General features: G+C 70.2%; 24 protein-coding genes and 1 riboswitch. Of the genes, 10 read left to right on the forward strand and 14 right to left on the reverse strand.

Features of this window, described 5'->3' with window-relative positions:
• Positions 1-76: 76 nt before the first annotated feature.
• The 4 genes from murB to EV683_RS03825 form a co-directional block, all read right to left on the reverse strand.
• A complete protein-coding gene (murB, locus tag EV683_RS03810) occupies positions 77-1,102 on the reverse strand; it encodes a UDP-N-acetylmuramate dehydrogenase (protein WP_131861889.1) in 1,026 nt (341 codons plus the stop codon).
• On the reverse strand, positions 1,099-2,499 hold the full coding sequence (locus tag EV683_RS03815; protein ID WP_131861890.1) for an MATE family efflux transporter: 1,401 nt from the start codon (positions 2,497-2,499) through the stop codon (positions 1,099-1,101). Before EV683_RS03815 ends, murB begins: the two co-directional genes overlap by 4 nt.
• 131 nt (positions 2,500-2,630) lie before the next feature.
• On the reverse strand, positions 2,631-2,936 hold the full coding sequence (locus tag EV683_RS03820; protein ID WP_066614406.1) for a hypothetical protein: 306 nt from the start codon (positions 2,934-2,936) through the stop codon (positions 2,631-2,633).
• Positions 2,937-3,106: 170 nt separating this feature from the next.
• A riboswitch (SAM riboswitch) is annotated at positions 3,107-3,182 on the reverse strand.
• Between the two features lie 13 nt (positions 3,183-3,195).
• Positions 3,196-3,918, reverse strand: a complete 723-nt coding sequence (locus EV683_RS03825; protein ID WP_165916782.1) for a 3'-5' exonuclease family protein — start codon at positions 3,916-3,918, stop codon at positions 3,196-3,198.
• A gap of 242 nt (positions 3,919-4,160) precedes the next feature.
• On the opposite strand from EV683_RS03825, the gene pdhA reads away from it, so the two are divergent.
• The 10 genes from pdhA (at position 4,161) to EV683_RS03875 (ending at position 12,854) form a co-directional block, all read left to right on the forward strand.
• Positions 4,161-5,234 (forward strand): pyruvate dehydrogenase (acetyl-transferring) E1 component subunit alpha, encoded by a 1,074-nt coding sequence (gene pdhA / locus EV683_RS03830; RefSeq protein ID WP_131861892.1) that lies wholly within the window; start codon positions 4,161-4,163, stop codon positions 5,232-5,234.
• Complete coding sequence (locus EV683_RS03835) at positions 5,227-6,207, forward strand: alpha-ketoacid dehydrogenase subunit beta (protein WP_066614401.1); 981 nt, start codon at positions 5,227-5,229, stop codon at positions 6,205-6,207. The genes pdhA and EV683_RS03835 overlap by 8 nt, the downstream gene beginning before the upstream one ends.
• 33 nt (positions 6,208-6,240) lie before the next feature.
• Positions 6,241-7,359, forward strand: a complete 1,119-nt coding sequence (locus tag EV683_RS03840; protein ID WP_131861893.1) for a dihydrolipoamide acetyltransferase family protein — start codon at positions 6,241-6,243, stop codon at positions 7,357-7,359.
• Between the two features lie 141 nt (positions 7,360-7,500).
• Entirely contained in the window at positions 7,501-8,850 is a 1,350-nt protein-coding gene (gene pcnB / locus EV683_RS03845; protein WP_131861894.1) for a polynucleotide adenylyltransferase PcnB, read from the forward strand.
• On the forward strand, positions 8,847-9,326 hold the full coding sequence (folK, locus tag EV683_RS03850) for a 2-amino-4-hydroxy-6-hydroxymethyldihydropteridine diphosphokinase (protein WP_131861895.1): 480 nt from the start codon (positions 8,847-8,849) through the stop codon (positions 9,324-9,326). The genes pcnB and folK overlap by 4 nt, the downstream gene beginning before the upstream one ends.
• 31 nt (positions 9,327-9,357) lie before the next feature.
• Positions 9,358-9,972, forward strand: a complete 615-nt coding sequence (locus tag EV683_RS03855) for a deoxynucleoside kinase (RefSeq protein ID WP_066614395.1) — start codon at positions 9,358-9,360, stop codon at positions 9,970-9,972.
• Between the two features lie 58 nt (positions 9,973-10,030).
• Complete coding sequence (gene panB, locus EV683_RS03860; RefSeq protein WP_131861896.1) at positions 10,031-10,825, forward strand: 3-methyl-2-oxobutanoate hydroxymethyltransferase; 795 nt, start codon at positions 10,031-10,033, stop codon at positions 10,823-10,825.
• 79 nt (positions 10,826-10,904) lie between these two features.
• Positions 10,905-11,738: a pantoate--beta-alanine ligase gene (gene panC, locus EV683_RS03865; protein ID WP_131861897.1), complete on the forward strand. Its 834-nt coding sequence runs from the start codon at positions 10,905-10,907 to the stop codon at positions 11,736-11,738.
• A 59-nt stretch (positions 11,739-11,797) separates the two neighbouring features.
• On the forward strand, positions 11,798-12,178 hold the full coding sequence (gene panD / locus EV683_RS03870) for an aspartate 1-decarboxylase (protein WP_066614392.1): 381 nt from the start codon (positions 11,798-11,800) through the stop codon (positions 12,176-12,178).
• Positions 12,179-12,392: 214 nt separating this feature from the next.
• Positions 12,393-12,854: a GFA family protein gene (locus EV683_RS03875; RefSeq protein ID WP_082824237.1), complete on the forward strand. Its 462-nt coding sequence runs from the start codon at positions 12,393-12,395 to the stop codon at positions 12,852-12,854.
• Between the two features lie 88 nt (positions 12,855-12,942).
• On the opposite strand, the gene rraA is transcribed toward EV683_RS03875, so the two are convergent.
• The 10 genes from rraA to acs all read right to left on the reverse strand — a co-directional run bounded on the left by rraA (position 12,943) and on the right by acs (position 23,075).
• Positions 12,943-13,422 (reverse strand): ribonuclease E activity regulator RraA, encoded by a 480-nt coding sequence (rraA, locus tag EV683_RS03880; protein ID WP_066614391.1) that lies wholly within the window; start codon positions 13,420-13,422, stop codon positions 12,943-12,945.
• A 75-nt stretch (positions 13,423-13,497) separates the two neighbouring features.
• Positions 13,498-15,057 carry a DegQ family serine endoprotease gene (locus EV683_RS03885; RefSeq protein WP_131861898.1) on the reverse strand — a complete coding sequence of 520 codons (1,560 nt, stop codon included), beginning with the start codon at positions 15,055-15,057 and terminating at the stop codon, positions 13,498-13,500.
• Entirely contained in the window at positions 15,054-15,686 is a 633-nt protein-coding gene (gene nth / locus EV683_RS03890) for an endonuclease III (RefSeq protein ID WP_131861899.1), read from the reverse strand. Before nth ends, EV683_RS03885 begins: the two co-directional genes overlap by 4 nt.
• Positions 15,683-16,435 (reverse strand): electron transport complex subunit E, encoded by a 753-nt coding sequence (locus EV683_RS03895; RefSeq protein WP_131861900.1) that lies wholly within the window; start codon positions 16,433-16,435, stop codon positions 15,683-15,685. The genes nth and EV683_RS03895 overlap by 4 nt, the downstream gene beginning before the upstream one ends.
• 15 nt (positions 16,436-16,450) lie before the next feature.
• On the reverse strand, positions 16,451-17,068 hold the full coding sequence (locus EV683_RS03900; protein ID WP_066614382.1) for an RnfABCDGE type electron transport complex subunit G: 618 nt from the start codon (positions 17,066-17,068) through the stop codon (positions 16,451-16,453).
• Positions 17,065-18,069 carry an RnfABCDGE type electron transport complex subunit D gene (locus EV683_RS03905; RefSeq protein WP_131861901.1) on the reverse strand — a complete coding sequence of 335 codons (1,005 nt, stop codon included), beginning with the start codon at positions 18,067-18,069 and terminating at the stop codon, positions 17,065-17,067. The genes EV683_RS03900 and EV683_RS03905 overlap by 4 nt, the downstream gene beginning before the upstream one ends.
• Positions 18,066-19,784 (reverse strand): electron transport complex subunit RsxC, encoded by a 1,719-nt coding sequence (rsxC, locus tag EV683_RS03910; protein WP_131861902.1) that lies wholly within the window; start codon positions 19,782-19,784, stop codon positions 18,066-18,068. Before rsxC ends, EV683_RS03905 begins: the two co-directional genes overlap by 4 nt.
• The gene (gene rsxB / locus EV683_RS03915) at positions 19,781-20,353 is read right to left on the reverse strand and encodes an electron transport complex subunit RsxB (RefSeq protein WP_207910397.1); all 573 of its coding nucleotides are present in this window, start codon (positions 20,351-20,353) and stop codon (positions 19,781-19,783) included. The genes rsxC and rsxB overlap by 4 nt, the downstream gene beginning before the upstream one ends.
• Before the next feature lie 25 nt (positions 20,354-20,378).
• Positions 20,379-20,960, reverse strand: a complete 582-nt coding sequence (gene rsxA / locus EV683_RS03920; protein WP_131861903.1) for an electron transport complex subunit RsxA — start codon at positions 20,958-20,960, stop codon at positions 20,379-20,381.
• Positions 20,961-21,110: 150 nt separating this feature from the next.
• Positions 21,111-23,075, reverse strand: coding sequence for an acetate--CoA ligase (gene acs / locus EV683_RS03925; protein ID WP_066614375.1), 1,965 nt, complete (start codon positions 23,073-23,075; stop codon positions 21,111-21,113).
• Positions 23,076-23,126: the final 51 nt, after the last annotated feature.

A 23,126-nucleotide genomic window follows, 5' to 3' on the forward strand; every position in this document is an offset into this window, starting at 1 on the left:
TCGCCGCAAACGGTAGACGCAAAAAAACTCGGCCAACCTTTTGGGGTTGGCCGAGCTTCTTGTCGGGGCCGGGCGCTCAGAGCACGACGGGTTCGGGCTCGATCAGCACCCCGTAGCGCTCGCGCACCGCGTCCTGCACCGTCGCGGCGAGCGCGCGGATTTGCTGGCCGCTCGCGCCGCCGTGGTTGACCAGCACCAGCGCCTGACGCTCGTGCACCGCCGCGTCGCCGACGCGATGTCCCTTGAGGCCGGCGTTGTCGATCAGCCAGCCGGCGGCGAGCTTCACGCGGCCGTCGCCGGCCGGGTAGTGCGGCAGGGTCGGGAAGCGTTCGAGCAGCAGGGCGGCGGCGGCGGCGTCGACCACCGGGTTCTTGAAGAAGCTGCCGGCGTTGCCGAGCCGCGCCGGGTCGGGCAGCTTGCTCTGGCGGATGCGGATCACCGCGTCGGCGACGTCGCGCGGCGTCGGCTCGGTCACGCCCATGCGCGAAAGTTCCCCGGCGATGTCGCCGTAGCCGGTTTTCAGCTGCGGCGTTTTCGACAGCCGGAAACGCACCGCGGTCACCAGCAGCCGGCCGGCCGCCTCGTGTTTGAACACGCTGTCGCGGTAGCCGAAGCGGCAGTCGGCGTTGGCGAGCGTCAGCGGGGCGCCGCCGTGGTGAAGGTCGGCGCAGACCACCTCGGTCAGCGCGTCCTTCACCTCGACGCCGTAGGCGCCGATGTTCTGGATCGGCGCGGCGCCGACGGTGCCGGGGATCAGGCTCAGGTTCTCGAGCCCGTACCAGCCCTCGGCCAAGGTCCGTTGCACGAAGGGGTGCCAGGGCTCGCCGGCGGCCGCTTCGACGACGACCGAGGTTTCGTCCTCGGCGATCTTGCGCACGCCCGAGAGCGCCAGCTTGACGACGAGGCCGGGGTAATCGCGCGTGAACAGCAGGTTGCTGCCGCCGCCGAGGAACAGCACCGGGCCTTCGCGGTACGGGGCGCTCGCGATGAGCGCCGGCAGGTCGGCGAGCTCGGACAGCGTGGTGAACCAGCGCGCGCTGACGGCGACGCCGAAGGTGTTGTGCGGCTTGAGCGGGGCGTGCTCGACGAAGGTGAGGCTCATGCGTTTCCTTGAACGGTGTGGCGCGCCAGCCGGCGGCGGCTTTCGAAGGCGAGGTAGGCGACCAGGAGCGCGGCGGCGGCGATCAGGCTGACCACCAGCGCCGACCAGAAACCGTAGACGCCCATCGCCGGGGCCAGCCAGTCGGTCAGCCCGAGCGTGACGCCGAGGCCGAGGCCGACGCCCCAGAAGGTCAGCGTGTGGATCAGCATCGGCACCGCGGTCAGCTTGTAGCCGCGCAGCGCGCCGGAGGCGACCGTCTGCGTCGCGTCGACGAGCTGGAACACCGCCGAATAAACCAGGAGGCCCGCGCCGAGCGCGAGCACGCGCGCGTCGTCGCTGTAAAGGCCGATGATCTCGTGCCGCCAGCCCATCACGACGGCCATCGTGATCAGCGCGCCGGCCAGCCCGACCAAGAGGCCGACGCCCGACACGAAGCGCGCGCGGCGCCAGTCGCCGGCGCCGCCGGCCTGGCCGACGCGCACCGACACCGCGACCGCGAGGCTCTGCGGGATCATGTAGGCGATGCTCGACACGTTGAGCACCGCCTGGTGGCTGGCGACGACGACGGTGCCGAAGCGCGCGACCAGGAGCGCGATCAGCGAGAACAGGCTGACCTCGGTGAAGAAGGACAGGCCGATCGGCGCGCCGAGCTTGAAAAACTCGCGCAGGCGCGCGAAGTCGGGCGCGTCGAAACGGCGGAACAGGCCAAAGGGCGCAAAGTGCGGGTGGCGCGCGATATAGGCCCCCAGGAGCAGCGCGTTGATCCAGAACACGATGCCGGTCGCCCAGCCGCAGCCGGCGCCGCCGAGCGCCGGCAGGCCGAACAGGCCGTGGATCAGCACGTAGTTGAGCGGCACGTTCAGCGCCAGGCAGATCAGGCTCATGAACATGATGGGGCGCGGCCGGTTCAGGCTCGACGCGTAGGCGTGCAGCGCGCGGTGCGTCATCGCGGCGGGCATGCCGAGCGCGGCGCCGACGATGTAGAGGTCGACCATCGCGGTCACATGCGCCGGCAGCGGCAGCCAGGCGGTCAGCACAGGCCGCGTCGCGAGCATGGCCGCCATGCCGGCCAAGCCGAGCAGGAAGCCGAACCACAGCCCCTGGCGGCCGGTCGCGCCGATCTGCTCGACCCGGCCTGCGCCCAGGAGGTGCGACAGGATGGGGTTGAGCGCGCTGACCACGCCCATCAGCGTGACGTAGGCCATGATGAACACGCTGGCGCCGAGCGAGACGGCGGCCAGGTCGTCGGTGCCGACGGCGCCGGCCATCACCATGTCGACGAAGCCGGTGGCGACCTGCGCGATCTGCGCGATCATCATCGGCAGCGCGAGGCGGATCAGCGAGCCGGCTTCGCGCGCGATGTCGCGGCGCGGGGTGCGGTGCAGTTCGAACAGCATAGGGTTCCGTGCGGGCGGCGCGGGTGGCGCCGCGTAGGTTGGCCGGGCGGGCCGTCGCACGGGATAAGGGCGGCGGCCGCTAAGCGGCGATTATAGCGCGCTTCGCGGCCAGGCCGCGCCGCCGGGGGCGCTCAGTCGATGTGCGTCTGGCGCACCGCGCGGCGGGCGCGCAGGTCGCAGTCGATCAGCAGCGTCGCGCCGTGCGCGGCGTTGAGCGCCAGCGCATCGGCCAGGCCCAGTCCGTCGACGCGCACCGCATCGGCGGCGCGTTCGACCGCGTGCCCGAGGCGCTCGGCGTGCGCGGCCAGCGCCGCGAGCGCGTCATGGGCGTCGCGGCCGGCGGCGCGCGCCGTCAGCGAACCGGTGAGCGCGAGGTTGGCCGAGGCGGGGGTCGGGGCGGAAAAGTCGGTATAGCGGTCGGACTGGCAGTCGTACATGGCAAGGCTCCTGAAGCGTGGTGAACGGTTCATCGCCCGACCCGGCGGGCGACGCTTTAGCAGATTGGGAATCGGCGCTCTGCAAGTTGTCGATTAAATCGGCGCCGTCGTGCGAGGGAGGCCGCGCGGGCCGTCCAAAACGAAAAACCCGCGCAAGCCACAAGCTCGAGCGGGTTTCTCCCTCGACACTTTAGCTGGCATTTGTAACGCGCCCGCAAGCAGTCCCAAATCGGCGCGAGGTTTGAATCTACCGGCGACCTCAGCGCCGGTCAAGCGGCCAGCCGTCGGCGAGCGCGCGCCAGCGCGGCGCGGCGGCGTCGAGTGCGTCGCGCACCGCGGATTGCGCGGCGTGGTGCGCGGCGTCCGTCAGGCGGCCGGCGAGCCGTTCTAGGCGCAGCGCCAGGAGGTGGGTGGCGAGTGCGGCCGATTCGCACTGCGCGCGGACCGCGTCGAGGCGGCCGGCGTCGACGGCGTCGCGCACCGCGAGCGGGCCGAGGCGTTCGGCGGCCGGCAGCCCGCACAGGCGCGCGATGTCGACGAGCGCCGGCGCGTCGCCGTCCGGCGCGACGCGGTTGGCGAGGTCGTCGGCGCGGCCGTCGGCCCAGAAGCGCGGCGCGACCAGACCGTGCGCGAGCGCGCGGCTGCGCACGGCGGCCAGCTGCGCGTTGCCCCGCCAGCCGACCAGGCGCGGCGCGCGCGCCTCGACGAGTTCGAGCAGGCCGGCGATCGTGGCCGCCTCGTCCGCCTCGGGCGCGCCGAAGCTGTAGAGGGAAACGCCCGAGGCGTCGTGCAGCACGGCGGCGATCGCCACCACCCGCTGCAGGTGGGGCGCGACGAAGCCCTGGCCGGTTTCGGCGCGGCGGCGCTGTAGCGCGTACTCGACGACGTTGTAGTCGGTGATGGTGTGGTCGAAACCGGTCAGCAGGCGGATGCCGGCAACGTCGGGCACGGTTTCGATGTCGAAGCTGAGGATGGGCGTCACGATGCGGGAGGCGGGGGTTGTCGAAGCCGGATTGTAGGCGCCGCTCGCCGTGCCGGGCAATCGCGGCGGCTGTTGCGATGCGTCAAGGCTCGTCCTTGCCGCAACGGCGCCGGGCGCTACTATGCTGAGGGTATCCCACCTGCCCGGGTAGGCGATCAAGACGGCATGCGGGCGATCCTCGCGGCCGGACAAGCGCCGGGCCAAACCGGCCGGCAAGACGGCTTCTGTCAAGGAGAAGGCAGATGAAAACCGCGGCACAGTTTTCCGTTTCCTACCACCAGTTTCTGAACGCCAAGGGGGCGTTGGCCGAGCCGCCGCCGGGGCTCGACCTGCCGGCCCTGGTGCCGGTCTACCGCACCATGGCTTTCACGCGCGCCTTCGACGCGCGCGCGGTCGCGCTGCAGCGTACCGGCCAGTTGCGCACCTTCCCGTCCTCGCTCGGCGAGGAGGCCGCCACCGTCGGGCTCGCCAGCGTGATGCGGCCCGACGACGTGCTGCTGCCGACCTACCGCGAGACCGGCGCCTTCCTGTGGCGCGGCGTCACGCCGGTCGAAATCTTCCTCTACTGGGCCGGCGACGAGCGCGGCAGCGCCATCGCCGGGCCGCGCGGCGACTTTCCGATCTCGGTGCCGATCGCCAGCCACTGCGGCCACGCGACCGGCGTCGCCGCCGCCTTCCAGTACCGCAAGGAGGCGCGCGTCGCCGTCTGCGTGCTCGGCGACGGCGCGACTTCCAAGGGCGATTTCTACGAAGCGGTCAACCTCGCCGGCGTCTGGCGGCTGCCGGCGGTGTTCGTCGTCATCAACAACCGCTGGGCGATCTCGGTGCCGGCGGCGCGACAGACCGCCTGCGCGACCTTCGCGCAGAAGGCGATCGCCGGCGGCGTGCCCGGCGTGCAGGCCGACGGCAACGACGCGGTCGCGGTGCGCCACGTGGTCGGCCAGGCGCTCGAGCGCGCGCGCAGCGGCGAGGGGCCGACGGTGGTCGAATTGCTCAGCTACCGGCTCACCGACCACACCACCGCCGACGACGCGCGCCGCTACCGCAGCGCCGACGAGGTCAGCGCCGCCTGGGCCGAGGAGCCGCTGGTGCGGCTGCGCGCGCTGTTGGCGCGCGAGGGCCTGTGGACCAAGGCCGACGAGGAGGCGTTGATCGCCGACAACCAGGCGCGGCTGGAGGCCGCCGTCGCCGACTACCTGGCGACGCCGCCGCAGCCGCTGACCAGCATGGTCGATTATCTGTACGCCGAACTGCCGGCCGAACTAGTCGCGCAGCGCGCCGAGCTCGCCGCGCGCGAAGGAGGGCATCATGGCTGATCTGACCCTGATCGAGGCGGTCAACCTCGCGCTGGCCCGCGCCCTCGAAGACGACCCCGACGTGGTGCTGATCGGCCAGGACATCGGCGTCAACGGCGGCGTGTTCCGCGCCACCGGCGGCCTCGCCGCGCGTTTCGGCGAGGAGCGCGTGCGCGACACGCCGCTCGCCGAAACGGTGATCGCCGCCAGCGCGGTCGGCATGGCCGTCGAGGGCATGAAGCCGGTCGCCGAGATCCAGTTCGCCGGCTTCATGTATTCCTGTTTCGACCAGCTGATCAACCACGCCGGCCGGCTGCGCACCCGCACGCGCGGCCGACTGACTTGCCCGATGGTGCTGCGCACGCCGGTCGGCGGCGGCATCCACGCGCCGGAGCATCATTCGGAAAGCCCGGAAGGCTGGCTGGCGCACATCCCCGGCATCAAGGTGGTCACGCCGTCGACGCCGGCGGCAGCCTACGGCCTCTTGCTCGCGGCGATCCGCGACCCGGATCCGGTGGTGTTTCTCGAGCCGACGCGGCTGTACCGGATGCTGAAGGAGCCGGTCGCCGACGACGGCGCCGCGCTGCCGCTCGGGCGCGCCTTCGTGCGTCGCGAGGGCGCGGACATCACGCTAGTCAGTTGGGGGGCGACGCTGGTCGAGGTGGGGCAGGCGGCGCAGACGTTGGCCGAACGGGGCGTGTCGGCCGAGGTGGTCGACGTCGCGACCCTGAGGCCGCTCGACTCGGCCACCCTCCTCGCGTCGGTGAGCAAGACCGGACGCTGCCTGATCGTGCACGAGGCGCCGCGGCTGTTCGGCGCCGGCGCCGAGATCGCCGCGCAGGTCGCGAGCGAGGCGCTGATGAGCCTCGTCGCGCCGGTCGGTCGCCTCGCCGGCTACGATACGGTGATGCCGCTGGCGCGGCTCGAAGACGATTATCTGCCGTCGGCGGCGCGCATCGTCGCGGCGGCCGAGGCGCTGATGGCCTATCGCTGAGGCCCGCGCGCCGTTCGCAGGAAGGGGGATGCCATGAAAACCTTCACGCTGCCCGATCTGGGCGAAGGCTTGGCCGAGGCGGAAATCGTCGCCTGGCAGGTCGGCGAGGGCGACAAGGTGGTGCTCGACCAGCCGCTGCTGTCGGTCGAGACCGCCAAGGCCATCGTCGACGTGCCGGCGCCGTTCGCCGGCAAGGTGGTGAAACTGTACGCCAGGGTCGGCGACATCGTGCCGCTCGGCGGCGCGCTGGTCGATATCGACGACGGCGCGCCCGACGACACGGGGACGGTGGTCGGCGACAGCCACGTCGCCGCGACGCCGGCCAAGGACAAGCCCTCGGCCAACGTCGCGCCGGCGGGCAAGCCCGCGCCGGTCGCCGTGCGCGCGGCGCCTGCGGTGCGCGCGCTGGCGTCGCGGCTCGGCGTCGAGCTCGCCACGCTCGCCGGCAGCGGGCCGGACGGCGCGATCACCAGCGCCGACGTCGAAGCCGCCGCGCGCCACGGCGCGCCAGCCGCGCCCGAAGCGCAGGCGCTGCGCGGCCCGCGCCGCGCGATGGCGCAGAACATGGCGATCTCGCACGCCGAGGTGGTGCCGGTGCTGCTGGTCGACGACGCCGACATCCACGCCTGGCCCAAGGGCGAGGACGCGACCTGGCGGCTGATGCGCGCGATGGTCGCCGCCTGTCGCGCGGTGCCGGCGCTCAACGCCTGGTTCGACGGCAAGGCGCTCGCGCGCCGTGTGTTCGAGCACGTCGACATCGGCATCGCGCTCGACACCGAGGAGGCGCTGTTCGTGCCGGTGATCCGCCACGCGGAAAGACTCGACCGCGCGCGTTGCCGCGCCGAGCTGAACGCGCTCAAGGACAGGGTGAGGGCGCGCTCGCTCGCGCCGGCACAGCTCAAGGGCCACACGATCACGCTGTCCAACTTCGGCATGTTCGCCGGCCGCTACGCGAGCCCGGTCGTGATGCCGCCGACGGTCGCCATCGTCGGCGCCGGCCGCGCCAGGCTCGAACCGGTCGCGGTGGGCGACGCGATCGGCTTGCACCGGCGCTTGCCGATCTCGATCACCTTCGACCATCGCGCCTGCACCGGCGCCGAGGCGGCGCGCTTCCTGGCGGCGCTGCTGGCCGACCTCGAGCTCGCCGAATAAGCGCGATGGTGGCGGGGAGGGGCGCCGGGGGCTGGGCCTCCGGCCGGCGCTTTTGGCCGCCTGTATTTGCCGGGGCGTTCCCGCTATAATCGGCGCCTTGCAAATCTTCTTGCGATCCCTCCCTTTCAAGCCAACCCTCACATGATCCGCAAGCTTATCCGACGCGTGCTCGAACTTCCCGGCGGCCGTACCCGCAAGGGCATCAAGCCCAAAATCTACCCCGTGACCCAGCATGGCGTGCACCGCGACCGCCTCAGCTTCGCCGCGCTCAAGGTCACCAGCCGGCTGCAGGAGGCGGGCTTCCAGGCCTACGTGGTCGGCGGCGCCGTGCGCGATCTGATGCTCGGTGTCGAGCCCAAGGACTTCGACGTCGCGACCAACGCCACGCCTGAGGAGGTGCACCACCTGTTCCGCCGCTCGCGCATCATCGGCCGCCGTTTCAAGATCGTGCACGTGATGGTCGGGCCGGAGACGATCGAGGTCACCACCTTCCGCGGCGGCGAGGTCGGCAACAAGAACGAGACCGGCCGCATCATGACCGACAACAGCTACGGCTCGCAGGAGGAGGACGCGCACCGGCGCGACTTCACCGTCAACGCGCTGTTCTACGACCCGAGCGACGAGTCGGTGATCGACTACCACCACGGTGTGAAGGACCTGCAGGCGAGGAAGCTGGTGATGATCGGCCAGCCGGCGCGCCGCTACCAGGAAGACCCGGTACGCATGCTGCGCGCGGTGCGCCTGGCCGCCAAGCTCGGCTTCGAGATCGACGAGTCGACGCAAAAGCCGATCCGCTCGCACGCCCACCTCTTGAAGAACGAGCCGCCGGCGCGCCTGTTCGACGAGCTGCTCAAGCTGCTGCACTCGGGCCACGGCTATCAGTGCCTGAAGAAGCTGACCGACGAGGGGCTGTCGCACGGCAACTTCCCGCTCCTGGCCGCCGTGATGGACGAGCCGGGCAGCGAGGCCTTCGTCAAGCTCGCGCTCGATTCGACCGACGCGCGCATCCGCGCCGACAAGCCGGTGTCGGTCGGCTTCCTGTTGGCGACGCTGTTGTGGCATCAGGTCTACAACCGCTGGCAGCAGCGCATCGCGCAGGGCGAGAAGCCGGTCGGGGCGCTGATGGCGGCGATGAGCGACGTCGAGGCCTTGCAGGACAACGACTTCGCGATCCCGCGCCGTTTCTCGACCACGATGCGCGAGATCTGGATGTTGCAGCCGCGCTTCGAGAACCGCAGCGGCCAGCGTCCGTTCCGCTTCCTCGAGCAGCCGCGTTTCCGCGCCGCCTACGACTTCCTTGCGCTGCGCGCCGAGGTCGGCGAGGTCGAGCGCGAACTGGTCGACTGGTGGACGCGCTTCCAGAGCGTGAGCGACGAGGCGCGTCTGGACATGACCGCCAGCGTCCGCGACGACGCGCCCAAGGGCGGCGCGCAGCGCAAGCGTCGCCGCCGGCGCAAGAAGACCGGTGACGGCGCGGGGGAGGCCGCATGAGCCGCGTCTTCGTCGCCTTCGGCAGCAACCTCGAGAATCCCGCCGGCCAGGTCGGCGCGGCGATCGAGACCTTGGCCGCGCTGCCGGGCCTGACGCTGACCAAGGCCTCGTCGCTGTACCGCACCGTGCCGGTCGGCTATCTCGACCAGCCCGATTTCGTCAACGCGGTCGCCGAGTTCGACAGCGCCTTGTCGGCCGACGCGCTGCTCGACGCGCTGCAGGCCGTCGAAGAGCGCTTCGGCCGCGTGCGCACCTTCCGCAACGCGCCGCGCGTGCTCGACCTCGACCTGTTGTGGTACGAGGGCGTGACGCGGGACGACGCGCGCCTGACGCTGCCGCACCCGCGCATGCACGAGCGCGCCTTCGTGATGGTGCCCTTGGCCGAGATCGCGCCCGAGCTCGAGCTCGGCGCGCACGGCAAGGCCGCGGCGCTGGCCGGTTTGCTGGCCGGGCAGGGCATCGTAAAACTGGACTGAAACGCGCCGCAGGCACAACGAGGAGGAGAGCGTGGCCGAATACCGTTACGTGGTCGTCGAAGGGCCGATGGGCGTCGGCAAGCGGCAGTTGGCCGAGCGCCTCGCCGAGCGCTGGGGCATGCGTCTGGTGCCCGATCCGCTCGACGACAACCCGTTTCTCGACCGTTTCCTGCAGGGGCAGCCGGCGCTGGCCTTCGCGACCCAGACGCACAGCCTGACCGGGCGCGCCGACGTCGCGCGCCGGATGCTCAAGGGCGAGCTGCTGGCCGAGCCGGTGGTGTCCGACTTCCTGTTCGAACGCGACGCGCTGTTCGCCGAGCTGGTGCTCGACGAAGCCGAGCACGCGCTGTACCGGCGCCTCGCGCAGGCCTTCCTGCCCGAATACCCGGTTCCCGACCTGGTGATCTACCTGCAGCCGGAGCTCGAGCGCAGCCTCGCCAGGCTCGCCGACCTCGGTGCGCCGCAGGGGCTGGTCGAGAGTAGTCACGCGGCCTACAGCGCCTTTTTTCACCGCTACGAGCGCGCGCCGCTCTTGATCGTCAACGCCGACCACGTCGACCTTGCGAGCGACGAAGACTTCGAGCTATTGTTGCGCTGCATCAGCGACATGCGCGGCCAGCGCAGCTACTTCAACAAAGCCGTCTGAAACGGCGCTTCCCGGCGGCCATGACTCCTTGCCGCCGCGGCATCGAGGAAGGATCCGCATGAAAGTTACCGTCAACACCCTCCACAAGAAGGCGCGGGACGGCGAAAAGATCGTCATGCTCACCTGCTATGACGCCAGTTTCGCGCAGGTGATGGACGAGGCCGGCGTCGACGTGCTGCTGGTCGGCGACTCGCTCGGCACCGTGCTGCAGGGCGCCGACTCGACCCTGCCGGTGACGCTGGACGAGATGGTCTACCACACCCGGCTGGTCGCGCGCGGCGCCAAAAACGCGCTGGTGCTGGCCGACCTGCCGTTCGGTGCCTACCAGCAAAGCCGCGAGCAGGCCTTCGCCAGCTCGGCCCGCCTGATGCAGGCCGGCGCGCACATGGTCAAGCTCGAGGGCGGCGCCTATATGGCCGACACGGTGCGCTTCCTGGTCGAGCGCGGCATCCCGGTCTGCGCGCATATCGGCCTGACGCCGCAGTCGGTCAATACCATGGGCGGCTACCGCGTGCAGGGCAAGACCGACGACGACACCGCGCGCCTTCTGGCCGACGCGAAGGCGCTGTCGGATGCCGGCGCCAGCCTGCTGGTGATGGAGTGCGTGATCGCCGACGTCGCGCGCCGCGTCACCGAGGCGATCCCCGCGACGCCGACCATCGGCATCGGCGCCGGCCTCGACGTGTCCGGCCAGGTGCTGGTGGTGTACGACATGCTCGGCATCTACCCGGGCAAGAAGGCCAAGTTCGTCAAGGACTTCATGGCCGAGACCGGCAGCGTCGCCGGCGCGATCCGCGCCTACGCCGACGCGGTGCGCGGCCGGACCTTCCCCGCTGCCGAGCACATGTTCTGAACGCACCTTGCGGTGTGACGTCGACTACCGGCTTGGCCTGGCCTGCGGCGCAGCCAAGCCGTCATCAAGGAAAGCATCCATGCAGATCATCGAGACCATCGCCGGCATGCGCGCGTGGCGCAAAGCGGCCGGCCGCGTCGCCTTCGTGCCGACCATGGGCAACCTGCACGAAGGCCACCTGTCGCTGGTGCGCGAAGCGAAGCGACGCGGCGACGCGGTGGTGGTGAGTATTTTCGTCAACCGGCTGCAGTTCGGCCAGGGCGAGGACTTCGGCGCCTACCCGCGTACCTTCGCCGAGGACTGTGCCAAGCTTGAGGCCGAGGGCGTCGCCGTCGTGTTCCACCCCAACGAGGCCGAGCTTTACCCGCGCATCAGGCAGGACTTCAACGTCGAACCGCCGCACATCCAGAACGAGCTGTGCGGCGCCTTCCGCCCCGGCCACTTCCGCGGCGTCGCGACCGTGGTCAGCAAGCTGTTCAACATCGTGCAGCCGGACGTCGCCTGTTTCGGCAAGAAGGACTACCAGCAACTGTTCGTGATCCGCGCGATGGTCGACGACCTGAACATCCCGGTCGAGATCGTGCCGGTCGACACCGGCCGCGCCGACGACGGCCTGGCGCTATCGTCGCGCAACGGTTACCTCTCCGCCGAGGAGCGCGCCGAGGCGCCGCGCCTCTACCGCAACCTGTCGACGATCCGCGCGGCGCTCGAAGCCGGCCGCAGCGACTACGCCGACCTGGAGGCCGCCGCGCGCGCCGACCTGGAAGGCGCCGGCTGGCAGGTCGACTACGTCGAGGTGCGCGACGCGGCGACGCTGGAGGTCGCGCACGCCGGCGCCCATCGCCTCGTCGTGCTGGCCGCCGCGCGCCTCGGTCGTACGCGACTGATCGACAATGTCGAAGTGACGCGTTAATCTCGCGCCAGAAGAAGGGCCGCCGAGTCGGGCGGACCCGCAGAACCAAGGAATACGCTATGCAGCGCATCATGCTCAAATCGAAGCTGCACCGGGTGACCACCACCCATGCCGAGCTTCACTACATCGGTTCGTGCGCGATCGACGAGAACCTGCTCGAGGCCGCCGACATCCGTGAATACGAAGAAGTGCAGATCTGGAACGTCAACAACGGCGAGCGTTTCGCGACCTACGCGATCCGCGCCGAACGCGGCTCGGGCATCATTTCGGTCAACGGCTCGGCCGCGCGCCGCGCCGCGCCGGGCGACCTGCTGATCATCGCCAGCTTCGCCCAGTACGAAGACGCCGAGCTCAAGGACCACGCGCCCAAGCTGGTGTTCGTCGACGAGAAGAACCGCATCACCGCGCTGGGCAACGAAACGCCGGTGCAGCCGGCCTGACCGGCGCACCTTGCGCGCCGTCGGAATGTTCCTGCCGCGCGCGGCACAGGCCCGGCCGCCCCGCACAAGGGGCGGCCGGGCTTTTTTGACCCCGCCGGTGCAGCGACCGCCCGCCGCATTGTTTTTTCGCGCTTTGTTTCCGCATAATGAATGAAATTGCAGGGTCATTCATGGACGGCCGCCGCCGTGGCGGCGCGCCGGTGGGGGATGGGCGATGGGCGTGCTGGCTGGAGCTTGTCTGTGCGGGGCGATCCGTTATCGGGTCTACGGCGAGCCCTACCATGTCACGCATTGCCATTGCGCCAGTTGCCGCAAGGCGAGCGGCGCGGCCTTCGTGACCTGGTTCACCGTCAGGTTGGCCGAGGTCGAATGGCAGGGCGAACCGATGCGCGTCTACCATTCGTCGGCGGCGGTCGAGCGCGGCTTCTGTCCGCACTGCGGCGCGACGCTGGCCTACCAGCACGCTTCGTCGCCGGACGAGATCGACCTGACGGTCTGTTCGCTCGACGACCCGTTGCAGCTGTTGCCCGAGCACCATACCTGGTGGAGCGAGCACCTGCTGTGGGCGACGCCGACGGTGTTGTCGGCGTTGCCGGTGCACCTGCGGGCGCGCATGGACGCGCTGCCGTCCCATCACGGCCGCGTGCAGGCACCGGACGACGACGTCGGCCTGTGAGCGCGGCGGACCGCAAGTCGCATACCGTCCAAACGGCTCGGCCAACCTCAACAAGGTTGGCCGAGCCGTTTTCATCGTGGCGACGCGGTCACCACAGCGGTCGGTCGGCGAGCAGCACACCGTCCTCGTCGGCGTACAGCCAGTGGCCGGGCACGAAGTCGACGCCGCCGAAACGGACCGGCACGTCGCGGCGGCCTTCGCCGCGCTTCTGCGATTTTTTCGGGTGGGTGGCGAGCGCGCATACGCCGAGCGGCAGCCGGGCGAGCGCGACCGAATCGCGTACGCAGCCGTATACCAGCACCCCGGCCCAGCCGTTCTGCACCGCCAGCTCGCCGAGCATGTCGCCGAGCAGCGCGCAGCGCAGCGAGCCGCCGCCGTCGACCACCAGCACGCGCCCGGCGCCGGGCTCGGACAGCGCCGCGCGCACCAGCGAGTTGTCCTCGAACAGCTTGACGGTGGCGATCGGTCCGCAAAAGCGCGTCGCGCCGCCGAAGTGGCGCAGCATCGGGTCGAGCACGCGGACGGTTTCTTCGTGCGCGTCGACGAGGTCGGTGGTCAGGAAGTCCATGGCAGTCTCCGCAAGGTCGGGTGGCTGGGGGCAGCAAAAGGCCGCCCTCGGGCGGCCTGTGTGCAAAGGAGGGCTTCAGTCGATGCGCAGCGGTACGAACAGCGTCGTTTCCATGCGCCGCACCAGCAGCGCGATGTTCTTGCCGGCGCTGTTGATCGCCGTCTCGAAGCTCTTGAGGTCGGTGATCTGCACCTGGTTGACGCCGATGATCACGTCGCCGTGCTGCAGGCCGGCGCGCGCGGCCGGCCCCTGCGCCTTCTGGATCAGCAGGCCGCCGCGCACGCCGAGCTCGTCGCGCTGCGCAGCCGACAGTTCGGCCAGCGTCAGGCCGAGCTTGCCGAACTGGTAGCTTTGCTGCTCGCCGCCCTGCGGCGCAGGCTGCTGCGCCGCCTGCGGGTCGCCGGAGAGTTCGCCCAGTTGTACCTCGACCGCCGCGGCCTTGCCCTTGCGCCACAGGCCGAGCTTGACCTTGGTGCCCGGCTGCAAGGCGCCTATCATCACCGGCAATTCCTTCGAACTGCTGACCGGCTTGTCGTTGAGCGCGACGATGATGTCGCCGATCTGCAGGCCGGCGCGCGATGCCGGGCCGTTCGGCTCGACGTTGACCACCAGCGCGCCGCGCGGCCTGTCGAGGCCGAAGCTCTGCGCCAGCTCCTGCGACACCTCCTGGATGTGCACGCCCAGCTGGCCGCGGCTGACGCGGCCCTTGGCCTTGAGCTGGTCGGCGACGCCGATCGCGATGTCGATCGGGATCGCGAACGAGATGCCCATGAAGCCACCCGAGCGGCTGTAGATCTGCGAGTTGATGCCGACCACCTCGCCCTTGAGGTTGAACAGCGGCCCACCCGAGTTGCCGGGGTTGATCGCGACGTCGGTCTGGATGAAGGGCACGTAGTTCTCGTCCGGCAGGCTGCGGCCCTTGGCCGACACGATGCCGGCGGTCACGGTGTTCTCGAAGCCGAACGGCGCGCCGATCGCGGCGACCCATTCGCCGACCTTGAGGCCGGCCGGGTCGCCGATCTTGACGATGGGCAGGCCCTTGGCCTCGATCTTCAGCACCGCGACGTCGGTGCGCTTGTCCAGGCCGACCAGGCGCGCGTTCATTTCGCGCTTGTCGGTCATCATCACCTTGATCTGGTTGCCGCCGGAGACCACGTGCGCGTTGGTCAGGATGTAGCCGTCCTCGCTGATGATGAAGCCGGAGCCGTAGGAGAGGCTCTCGGACGGGTCCTGCGGCTGCTGCGGCGTACCCGGCCCTTGCGGCGCGTTCGGGATGAAACGGCGGAAGAAATCGTAGAGCGGGTCGTCCTCGGGGATGGGGAAGGGCAGCGGCGCGGCGCTCTGCGCGGTCTGGTCGAGCTTGTTCGCCTGGATGTTGACCACGGCCGCGCCTTCGCGGTCGACCAGCTGCGTGAAGTCGGGCAGCAGCATCTGCACCGTGCCGTCCTCCTTGGCGGGCACGGCGACGGGGGCGCCGTCGCCCTTGAACAGGGTTTCGATCTTCTCGCAGCCCGCGAGCGTGCTGACCAGCAAGGTGGCAACGAGCGCGGAACGTAACAGCCGGGTCACTGAAGGAATCCTTTCTTGTGGCGGGGGGAGAACGGCGCGCAAACGCGCGGTCCATGGCTCAATCATACCGGTTTTGCAGGGTATTCACAGAGATCGACGATGGGGCAGCGCGGGCACTCGGGCTTGCGCGCCTTGCAGACGTAGCGGCCGTGCAGGATCAGCCAGTGGTGGGCGTCGAGACGGAACTCGGCCGGCACCACCTTCATCAGCTTGTCCTCGACCTCGCGCACGTCCTTGCCGGGGGCGAGGCGGGTGCGGTTGGCGACGCGGAAGATGTGCGTGTCGACCGCGATCGTCGGCTGGCCGAAGGCGGTGTTGAGCACCACGTTGGCGGTCTTGCGGCCGACGCCGGGCAGCGCCTCGAGCGCCTCGCGCGTCTGCGGCACCTCGCCGCCGTGCCGCTCGACCAGAATGCGACAGGTCGCGATCGCATTCTTCGCCTTGGTGCGGTACAGGCCTATGGTCTTGATGTGCTCGGCCAACCCTTCCTCGCCGAGCGCCAGCATCGCCTCGGCGGTCGGCGCGACCGGGAACAGCCGGCGCGTCGCCTTGTTGACGCCGACGTCGGTCGCCTGCGCCGACAGCAGTACCGCGATCAAGAGCTGGAACGGCGTGTCGTATTCGAGCTCGGTGGTCGGCGAAGGGTTGGCGTCGCGCAGGCGCTCGAAGATCTGGCGGCGTTTGGCGGCGTTCATCGCGCGCCCTCCGTGGCGGGCGCGGCGTCCGGCTCGGCCTGGGTCGGTCGCGCCGCGGCGCGGCGCTTGGTACGCGCGTCGAGCGCGTTCTTGGCCGCGATCAGGCAGGCGAGGCCGATGAAGGCGCCCGGCGGCAGGAGCGCGAGCAGGAACTGGTAGTTCGCCTCGGCCGGCACCAGGTGGAGGGTCAGCGCCCGGCCTGGCTCGCCGAACAGCAGCTCGGCGCCAGAGAACAGCGTGCCGCGGCCGAACAGTTCGCGCAGCGCGCCCAGCGCCGCCAGCACCAGCGTCAGCCCGAGTCCCATCGTCAGGCCGTCGAAGGCCGCCTCGCGCGCCGGGTTCTTCGACGCGAAGGCCTCGGCGCGCGCCAGCACGATGCAGTTGGTCGTGATCAGCGGAATGAAGATGCCGAGCACGCCGTACAGCGCGTGCAGGTAGGCGTTCATCGTCAGGTCGACGCAGGTGACCAGCGCGGCGATGATCAGGATGAACACCGGGTTGCGGATCTCGTTCGGGATGTAGTGGCGCACGGCGGCGACGGCCGCGCCCGACAGCGCGGTGACCAGCGTGGTCGCCAGACCCAGCGCCATGCCGTTGACCGCGGTCGAGCTGACCGCCAGCACCGGGCACAGGCCGAGCAGTTGCACGAGGCCGGGGTTCTGCTTCCACAGGCCGTCGACGGCGAGCTTGCGCCAGCGCCCCGGCTCGGCGGTCGGGGCGTTTTCGGCGGGGGAGGGGGATGTCTGCATCGCTCTTTCCGGGGCTTAGGGGTTCGCGAGGTGCGGGTGCTCGCGCGCGTAGCGCGCGACGCGGCCGACGGCGGCGGCGACCGCGCGCGCCGAGATCGTCGCGCCGGCCGGCGCGTCGAAGCGGCCGCCGTCCTTCTTCACGGCCCACGCCATGCCGGGCGCGTCGGCGACGCCGGCGAACTGCGCGGACCAGGCGCTCTTGGCGCTGTCGATATAGTCGCCCAGCCCCGGCGTTTCCTTGTGCGAGACGACGCGCACGCCGGTGACGGCGCCGGCGGCGTCGACGCCGACCAGGAGTTCGATGCGGCCGCCGTAGCCGTTGGGCGCGGCGGCCTCGAAGACGCGGCCGCTCAAGCGGCCGGCGAGCCGCGCCGGGTAGACGCGCGCCGTGTCGCGGCCGAGCATCGCGGCGTCGCGCGCCGGCAGCGGGCGGGCGTCGGCGACGAGGTCGTTGTCGAAGCTGCCCGGCGGCAGCGCCTGGGAAAGCAGCGCGGCGCGTGCCGCCGCCTCGTTGGCCGCGATCTGGTCGGCGGTCAGCGCCCAGGTGGTGCCGAGCACGGCGGTGGCGACGACGGCGAAGGCCAGCAGCGTCAGCGCGCTGCGCATCGCCTGCGCCTGCGGCGTGTGCTTCATGCGCGGCCTCCCTTCTTCGCGCCGAAGACCGGCGGCCGCGTCGTGTGGTCGATGAAGGGTACGGCGATGTTCATGATCAGCACCGCGAAGGCGATCGAATCGGGAAAGCCGCCGAACACGCGTATCACGTAGACGAGCACGCCGACGAGAAAGCCGAAGATCAGCCGGCCGCGCGGCGTGGTCGGGCCGGACACCGGGTCGGTGACGATAAAGCCGGCGCCGAGCATCGTCGCGCCGGCGAACAGGTGGAACAGCGGGTCGGCGTAGCGCGCCGGGTCGAGCAGCCACAGGGGCAGCGCCAGCGTGGCGACGCCGGCGAGCATGGCGACCGGCGTCTGCCACGGGATCAGCCGCTGCTGCCACAGCCACAGCGCGCCGGCCAGGTAGCCGGCGGCGACCCACTGGCCGGCGGCGCGGCCGTGCAGCGGTTCGGCCAAGGTGGTCGCGATCGGCACGCCCAGGCTCAGTTGCGTCTTCAGATGGTCGAGCGGCGTCGCCGACACGATCGCGTCGATGCCGGCCGGCAGCGCGCGGCCGAAGATGTAGGCCAGTTGCTCGGGCGCCGACAGCGGCGCGACGGCCGAGCCCCATTGCGCCATCTGCGCCGGGAAGGCGACGATCATCGCCGCGAAGCCGACCATCGCCGGGTTGAACGGATTGTTGCCGAGGCCGCCGTAGAGCTGCTTGGCGATGACGATGGCGAAGGCGGTCGCGACCACGACCAGCCACCACGCCCCCAGCGGCGGCATGGCCAGCGCCAGCAGCCACGCGGTGACGAGCGCGCTGCCGTCCTTGAGGAAGACGGCGACGGGCTGGCCGCGTGCCCTGAGCATCGCCGCCTCGGCGACGAGCGCGGTCGCGCTCGCCAGCGCGAGCTGAGCCAGCACGCCGACGCCGTAGAAGTACACCGACAGCACGACGCCCGGCACGAGCGCGGCGAGCACCTTGAGCATCACCACCGACACCGTCGTCGGCCGGGCCATGAAGGGGGAGGAGATCATCGTTCCTTGTCGTCTTTCTGCTGCGCCGCGTCGCGCGCCGCCGGCTTCTCGGCTTTGCGCGCGGCGGCGCGTTCCATCGCGGCCTGGATGGCGGCCTTCTTCGCGTCGTCGAGGGCGGCGGCGGGCGCGGGCCCGGCCGGTGCGGCCTCGCCGGTCTGTTTCTCGGCTTTGCGCGCGGCGGCGCGTTCCATCGCGGCCTGGATGGCGGCCTTCTTCGCGTCGTCGTCGGCGACGGCTGGCTCGGCGGCGCGGGGCGCCGGCGCCGCGGGTTGGCCGAGGCTGGCGGCCAGTTCCTTTTCCTTGATCGCGGCGCGCTCGGCGAGTCGCTGCGTCTTCTCCGATTTGTCGCGCTCGAGGCGGAACTGACGGAACTCGTGGCGCGCGCGCGCGCGGTCGGCGGCCTTCTTGTCGTGCTCGGCGGCCCAGATCTCGCCCTTGGCGTAGCGGTAGTAGTCGACCAGCGGAATCTGGCTCGGGCACACGTAGCTGCAGGCGCCGCATTCGATGCAGTCGAACAGGTGCCACTCCTGCGCTTTGCCGAAGTTCTTCGCCTTGGCGAACCAGTAGAGGTCCATCGGCTGCAGCTCGACCGGGCAGGCGCTCGCGCATTCGCCGCAGCGGATGCACGGCATGGCCGCCGGGCGCGGCGGCAGCACGGCCGGGCTTTTCGCGATCAGGCAGTTGCTCGCCTTGGTGATGCCGGCGTCCTCGTCGGGCAGCGCGAAGCCCATCATCGGCCCGCCCATCAGTACCGCGTCGACGCCGGCGCGGCGGCCGGCGTACTCGATCAGAAAGCGCACCGGCGTACCCAGCAGCGCCTCGACGTTGTGCGGGCGCTCGACGTCGCCGGTCAGGGTGACGATGCGGCTGATCACCGGCTCGCCGTGGACGATCGCCCGGCCGACGCTGTAGGCGGTGGCGACGTTGAAGCACTGCACGCCCATTTCGGTCGAGCGGGTGCCGTGCGGCACGGCTTTGCCGGTCAGGATGCGGATCAGTTGCTTGGCGCCGCCGCTCGGATACTTGGTCGGCACGGCAACGACCGTAAAGCCGCTGCCGGCGCAGGCCTGCCGCAGCGCGGCGATCGCCTCGGGCTTGTTGTCCTCGACGCCGATCAGCACCTCGCGCGGCTGCGTCAGGTGGGCGAGCACGCGGATGCCGTCGACGATGCCACCGGCGCGCTCGCGCATCAGCATGTCGTCGCAACTGATGAAGGGTTCGCACTCTGCGCCGTTGATCACCAGCGTGTCCAGCGCGCTGGCGGCGGCCTTCAGGTGGGTCGGAAACACGGCGCCGCCGAGGCCGACCACGCCCATCTCGGCCAGTCGGGCGAGCAGCTCGCCGGCGGGGCGGACGCGCCAGTCGGCGACCGGTCGGCGTTCGGTCCACGCGTCGCGGCCGTCGGGCTCGATGACGACGGCGAGCTCGCTCAGGCCGGACGGGTGCGGGTAGGCGTGCGGTGCGATGGCGACGACGCGGCCCGAAGTCGGCGCGTGCACCGCCGCCGACAGGCGGCCGTCGGGCTCGGCTATTTTCTGGCCCTTGAGTACCGTGTCGCCGACGGCGACGCAGGGCAGCGCGGCGTTGCCAAGGCTCTGGCTCATCGGCACGTAAAGGCGCGGCGGCACCGGCGCCTGGCGGATCGGCGTGCCGGTCGAGATCGCCTTGTGCTCGGGTGGGTGGACGCCGCCGTTGAAGTCGTACAGCGCTCTCATGCGCGGGTGTCCTCGACGGGGTGGATGCGGATCACCGGCTCGCCCCATTTCCAGGTCTTGAGCGTCGGTTCGAGCGGTTTCATCGCGATGCAGTCGACCGGGCAGGGCGCGATGCACAGCTCGCAGCCGGTGCATTCGGACGCGATGATGGTGTGCATCTGCTTGGCGGCGCCGAGGATGGCGTCGACCGGGCAGGCCTGCAGGCACAGCGTGCAGCCGATACAGTTTGCCTCGTCGATGACGGCGACCGCCCGGGGCTTGGGCTGCGCCGCGCCTTCGTCGAAGGGTTTGTACTCGACGCCCAACAGCTCGGCCAACTTGCGGATGCCGTCCTCGCCGCCGGGCGGGCATTTGTTGATGTCGTCGACGCCGTCGGCGATCGCCTGCGCGTAGGGGCGGCAGCCGGGGTGGCCGCACTGGCCGCACTGCGTCTGCGGCAGTACGGCGTCGATCTTCTCGACCAGCGGGTCGGCCTCGACGCGGAACTTGACCGACGCGTAGCCGAGCACCGCGCCGAGCGCGAGGGCGATCAGCGCCATCAGCGCGATCGCGGTCAGGATCGCGCTCATCGGCGATTCCTTATTAATAATGCGGTCATTTGACCAGGCCTCCGAAGCCCATGAAGGCCAGGCTCATCAGGCCGGCGGTGACGAAGGCGATCGCCGGCCCCTTGAACGGCGCCGGCACGTCGGCACCCTCGAGCCGTTCGCGCATCGCGCCGAACAGGATCAGGATCAGCGAGAAGCCGACCGCGCTGCCGAAGCCGAACACCAGCGACTCGGCGAAGCTGTGCCGCTCCTGCACGTTCAGGAGCGGCACGCCGAGCACCGCGCAGTTGGTGGTGATCAGCGGCAGGTAGATGCCCAGCGTCTGGTAGAGCATCGGGCTGGTCTTCTGGATCAGCATCTCGGTGAATTGCACGATGGCGGCGATCACCACGATGAAGGACAGCGTGCGCAGGTATTCGAGGCCGAGCGCGCCCAGCGCCTCGTTGATCAGGTAGCTGGAACCGGCGCCCAGCGTCAGCACGAAGGCGGTGGCGGCGCCCATGCCGATCGACGCCTCCAGCTTCTTGGAGACGCCCATGAACGGGCACAGGCCGAGCATGCGCACCAGTACCACGTTGTTGACGAGGACGGCCGCGACCAGCACGAGCAGGTAATGTCCGAGATCCATGCGTTGCCGATACCGTTTGGGCAAAACAAGCAATTATCTACGGCGGACGGATGCCATTCAAGCCGGCGGCAGGCGCAAAAAAGCCGCACCGGGGACGGTGCGGCGAAGAAGCCCCTCGCGGCGGGTCGGCGCGAGAGGGGTGAGGAGCCCTTAGTGGATGTCCTGCAGCTGCTGCAGGATCTGCGGGTTTTCCAGCGTCGAGGTGTCCTGGGTGATCGCCTCGCCCTTGGCGATCGAACGCAGCAGGCGGCGCATGATCTTGCCCGAACGGGTCTTGGGCAGGTTCTCGCCGAAGCGGATGTCGTCCGGCTGGGCGATCTTGCCGATCTCGTGCGCGACCCAGTTCTTCAGCTCGGACGCCACCTTCCTGGCGTCCTCGCCCTCGGGGCGGCTGCCCTTGAGCACCACGAAGGCGACCACGGCCTCGCCTTTGACCTCGTGCGGCTTGCCGACCACGGCGGCCTCGGCGACCAGCGGGTTGGCGACCAGCGCCGACTCGATCTCCATCGTGCCGAGGCGGTGGCCGGACACGTTCAGCACGTCGTCGATGCGGCCCATGATCCAGAAGAAGCCGTTCTCGTCGCGGTTGGCCGAGTCGCCGGCGAGGTAGTACTGGCCGTTGAATTCCTCGGGGAAGTAGGTTTTCTTGAAGCGCTCGTCGTCGTTCCAGATGGTGCGCACCAGGCTGGGGAACGGCTTCTTGATGACGAGGAAGCCGCCGCGGCCCGGTTCGACCGGCGCACCCGATTCGTCGACGATGTCGGCCATCACGCCCGGCAAGGGCAGCGTGCACGAGCCCGGCTTGGTCGCGACGGCGCCCGGCAGCGGCGCGATCTGGATCGAGCCGGTCTCGGTCTGCCACCAGGTGTCGACGATCGGGCAGCGGCTGCCGCCGACCACCTCGTAGTACCACATCCACGCTTCCGGGTTGATCGGCTCGCCGACGGTGCCCAAGAGACGCAGGCTGGAGAGGTCGTACTGCTTGGGCAGGTCCGCGCCCAGCTTGATCAGCGAGCGGATCGCGGTCGGCGCGGTGTAGAAGATGGTGACCTTGTGCTTCTCGATCATCTGCCAGAAGCGGCTGGCGTCCGGGTAGGTCGGCACGCCCTCGAAGATGATCTGCGTCGCGCCGTTGGCCAGCGGGCCGTAGCAGATATAGGAGTGGCCGGTGATCCAGCCGACGTCGGCGGTGCACCAGTACACGTCGTTCGGTTTGTAGTCGAACACCCAGCGGAAGCTGTTGGCCGCGCCGAGCAGATAGCCGGCGCTGCTGTGCTGGATGCCCTTGGGCTTGCCGGTCGAGCCCGAGGTATAGAGGATGAACAGCGGGTCCTCGGCGTTCATCCATTCCGGCTCGCACTGCTCGGACTGGCCCTCGACCAGCTTGTGCCACCAGACGTCGCGGCCCTCGGTCCAGTCGGCGCCGCCGTTGGTGCGCTGGTAGACGACGACGTGCTCGACCGATTCGCCGCCGCCCAGTTCGAGCGCCTCGTCGACGGTCGCCTTCAGCGGCACGCGCTTGCCGCCGCGCACGCCCTCGTTGGCGGTGATCACCATCTTGGCGCCGGCGTCCTGGATGCGATCCTTGACGGCGCCGGCCGAGAAGCCGCCGAACACCACCGAGTGGATCGCGCCGATGCGCGCGCAAGCCTGCATCGCGACGATGGCCTCGATCGACATCGGCATGTAGACCACGACGCGGTCGCCGCGGCCGACCCCCAGCCCCTTGAGGCCGTTGGCGAACTGGCAGACGCGGCGGTGCAGTTCGGAGTAGGTGACGCGGGTGACTTCGCCGTCGTCGGCCTCGAAGATCAGCGCGATCTTGTTGCCGTTCAGCGCCAGGTGGCGGTCCAGGCAGTTGTACGACACGTTCAGCACGCCGTCGTCGAACCATTTGAAGAACGGCGCCTTGCTGTCGTCCAGCACCCGCGAGAACGGCTTTTTCCAGGTAATCAGCTCGCGGGCCAGGTCGCCCCAGAAGGAAAGGTAGTGGTCGTCGGCCTGCTCGCACAGCGCGTTGTAGGCGTCCATGCCGGACACGACGGCCTTGCGGCGGAAGTCGTCGGCGGGCGGAAAGCTGCGGGTTTCCTTCAGGATCGATTCGAGGGTGGACATGGCATCTCCTTCTGTCTTGCTTTTTGTGGCCGCGCCCGTGGCGGGCGCGGC

This window comes from Crenobacter luteus, assembly GCF_004345725.1.
Lineage (GTDB): Bacteria > Pseudomonadota > Gammaproteobacteria > Burkholderiales > Chromobacteriaceae > Crenobacter > Crenobacter luteus.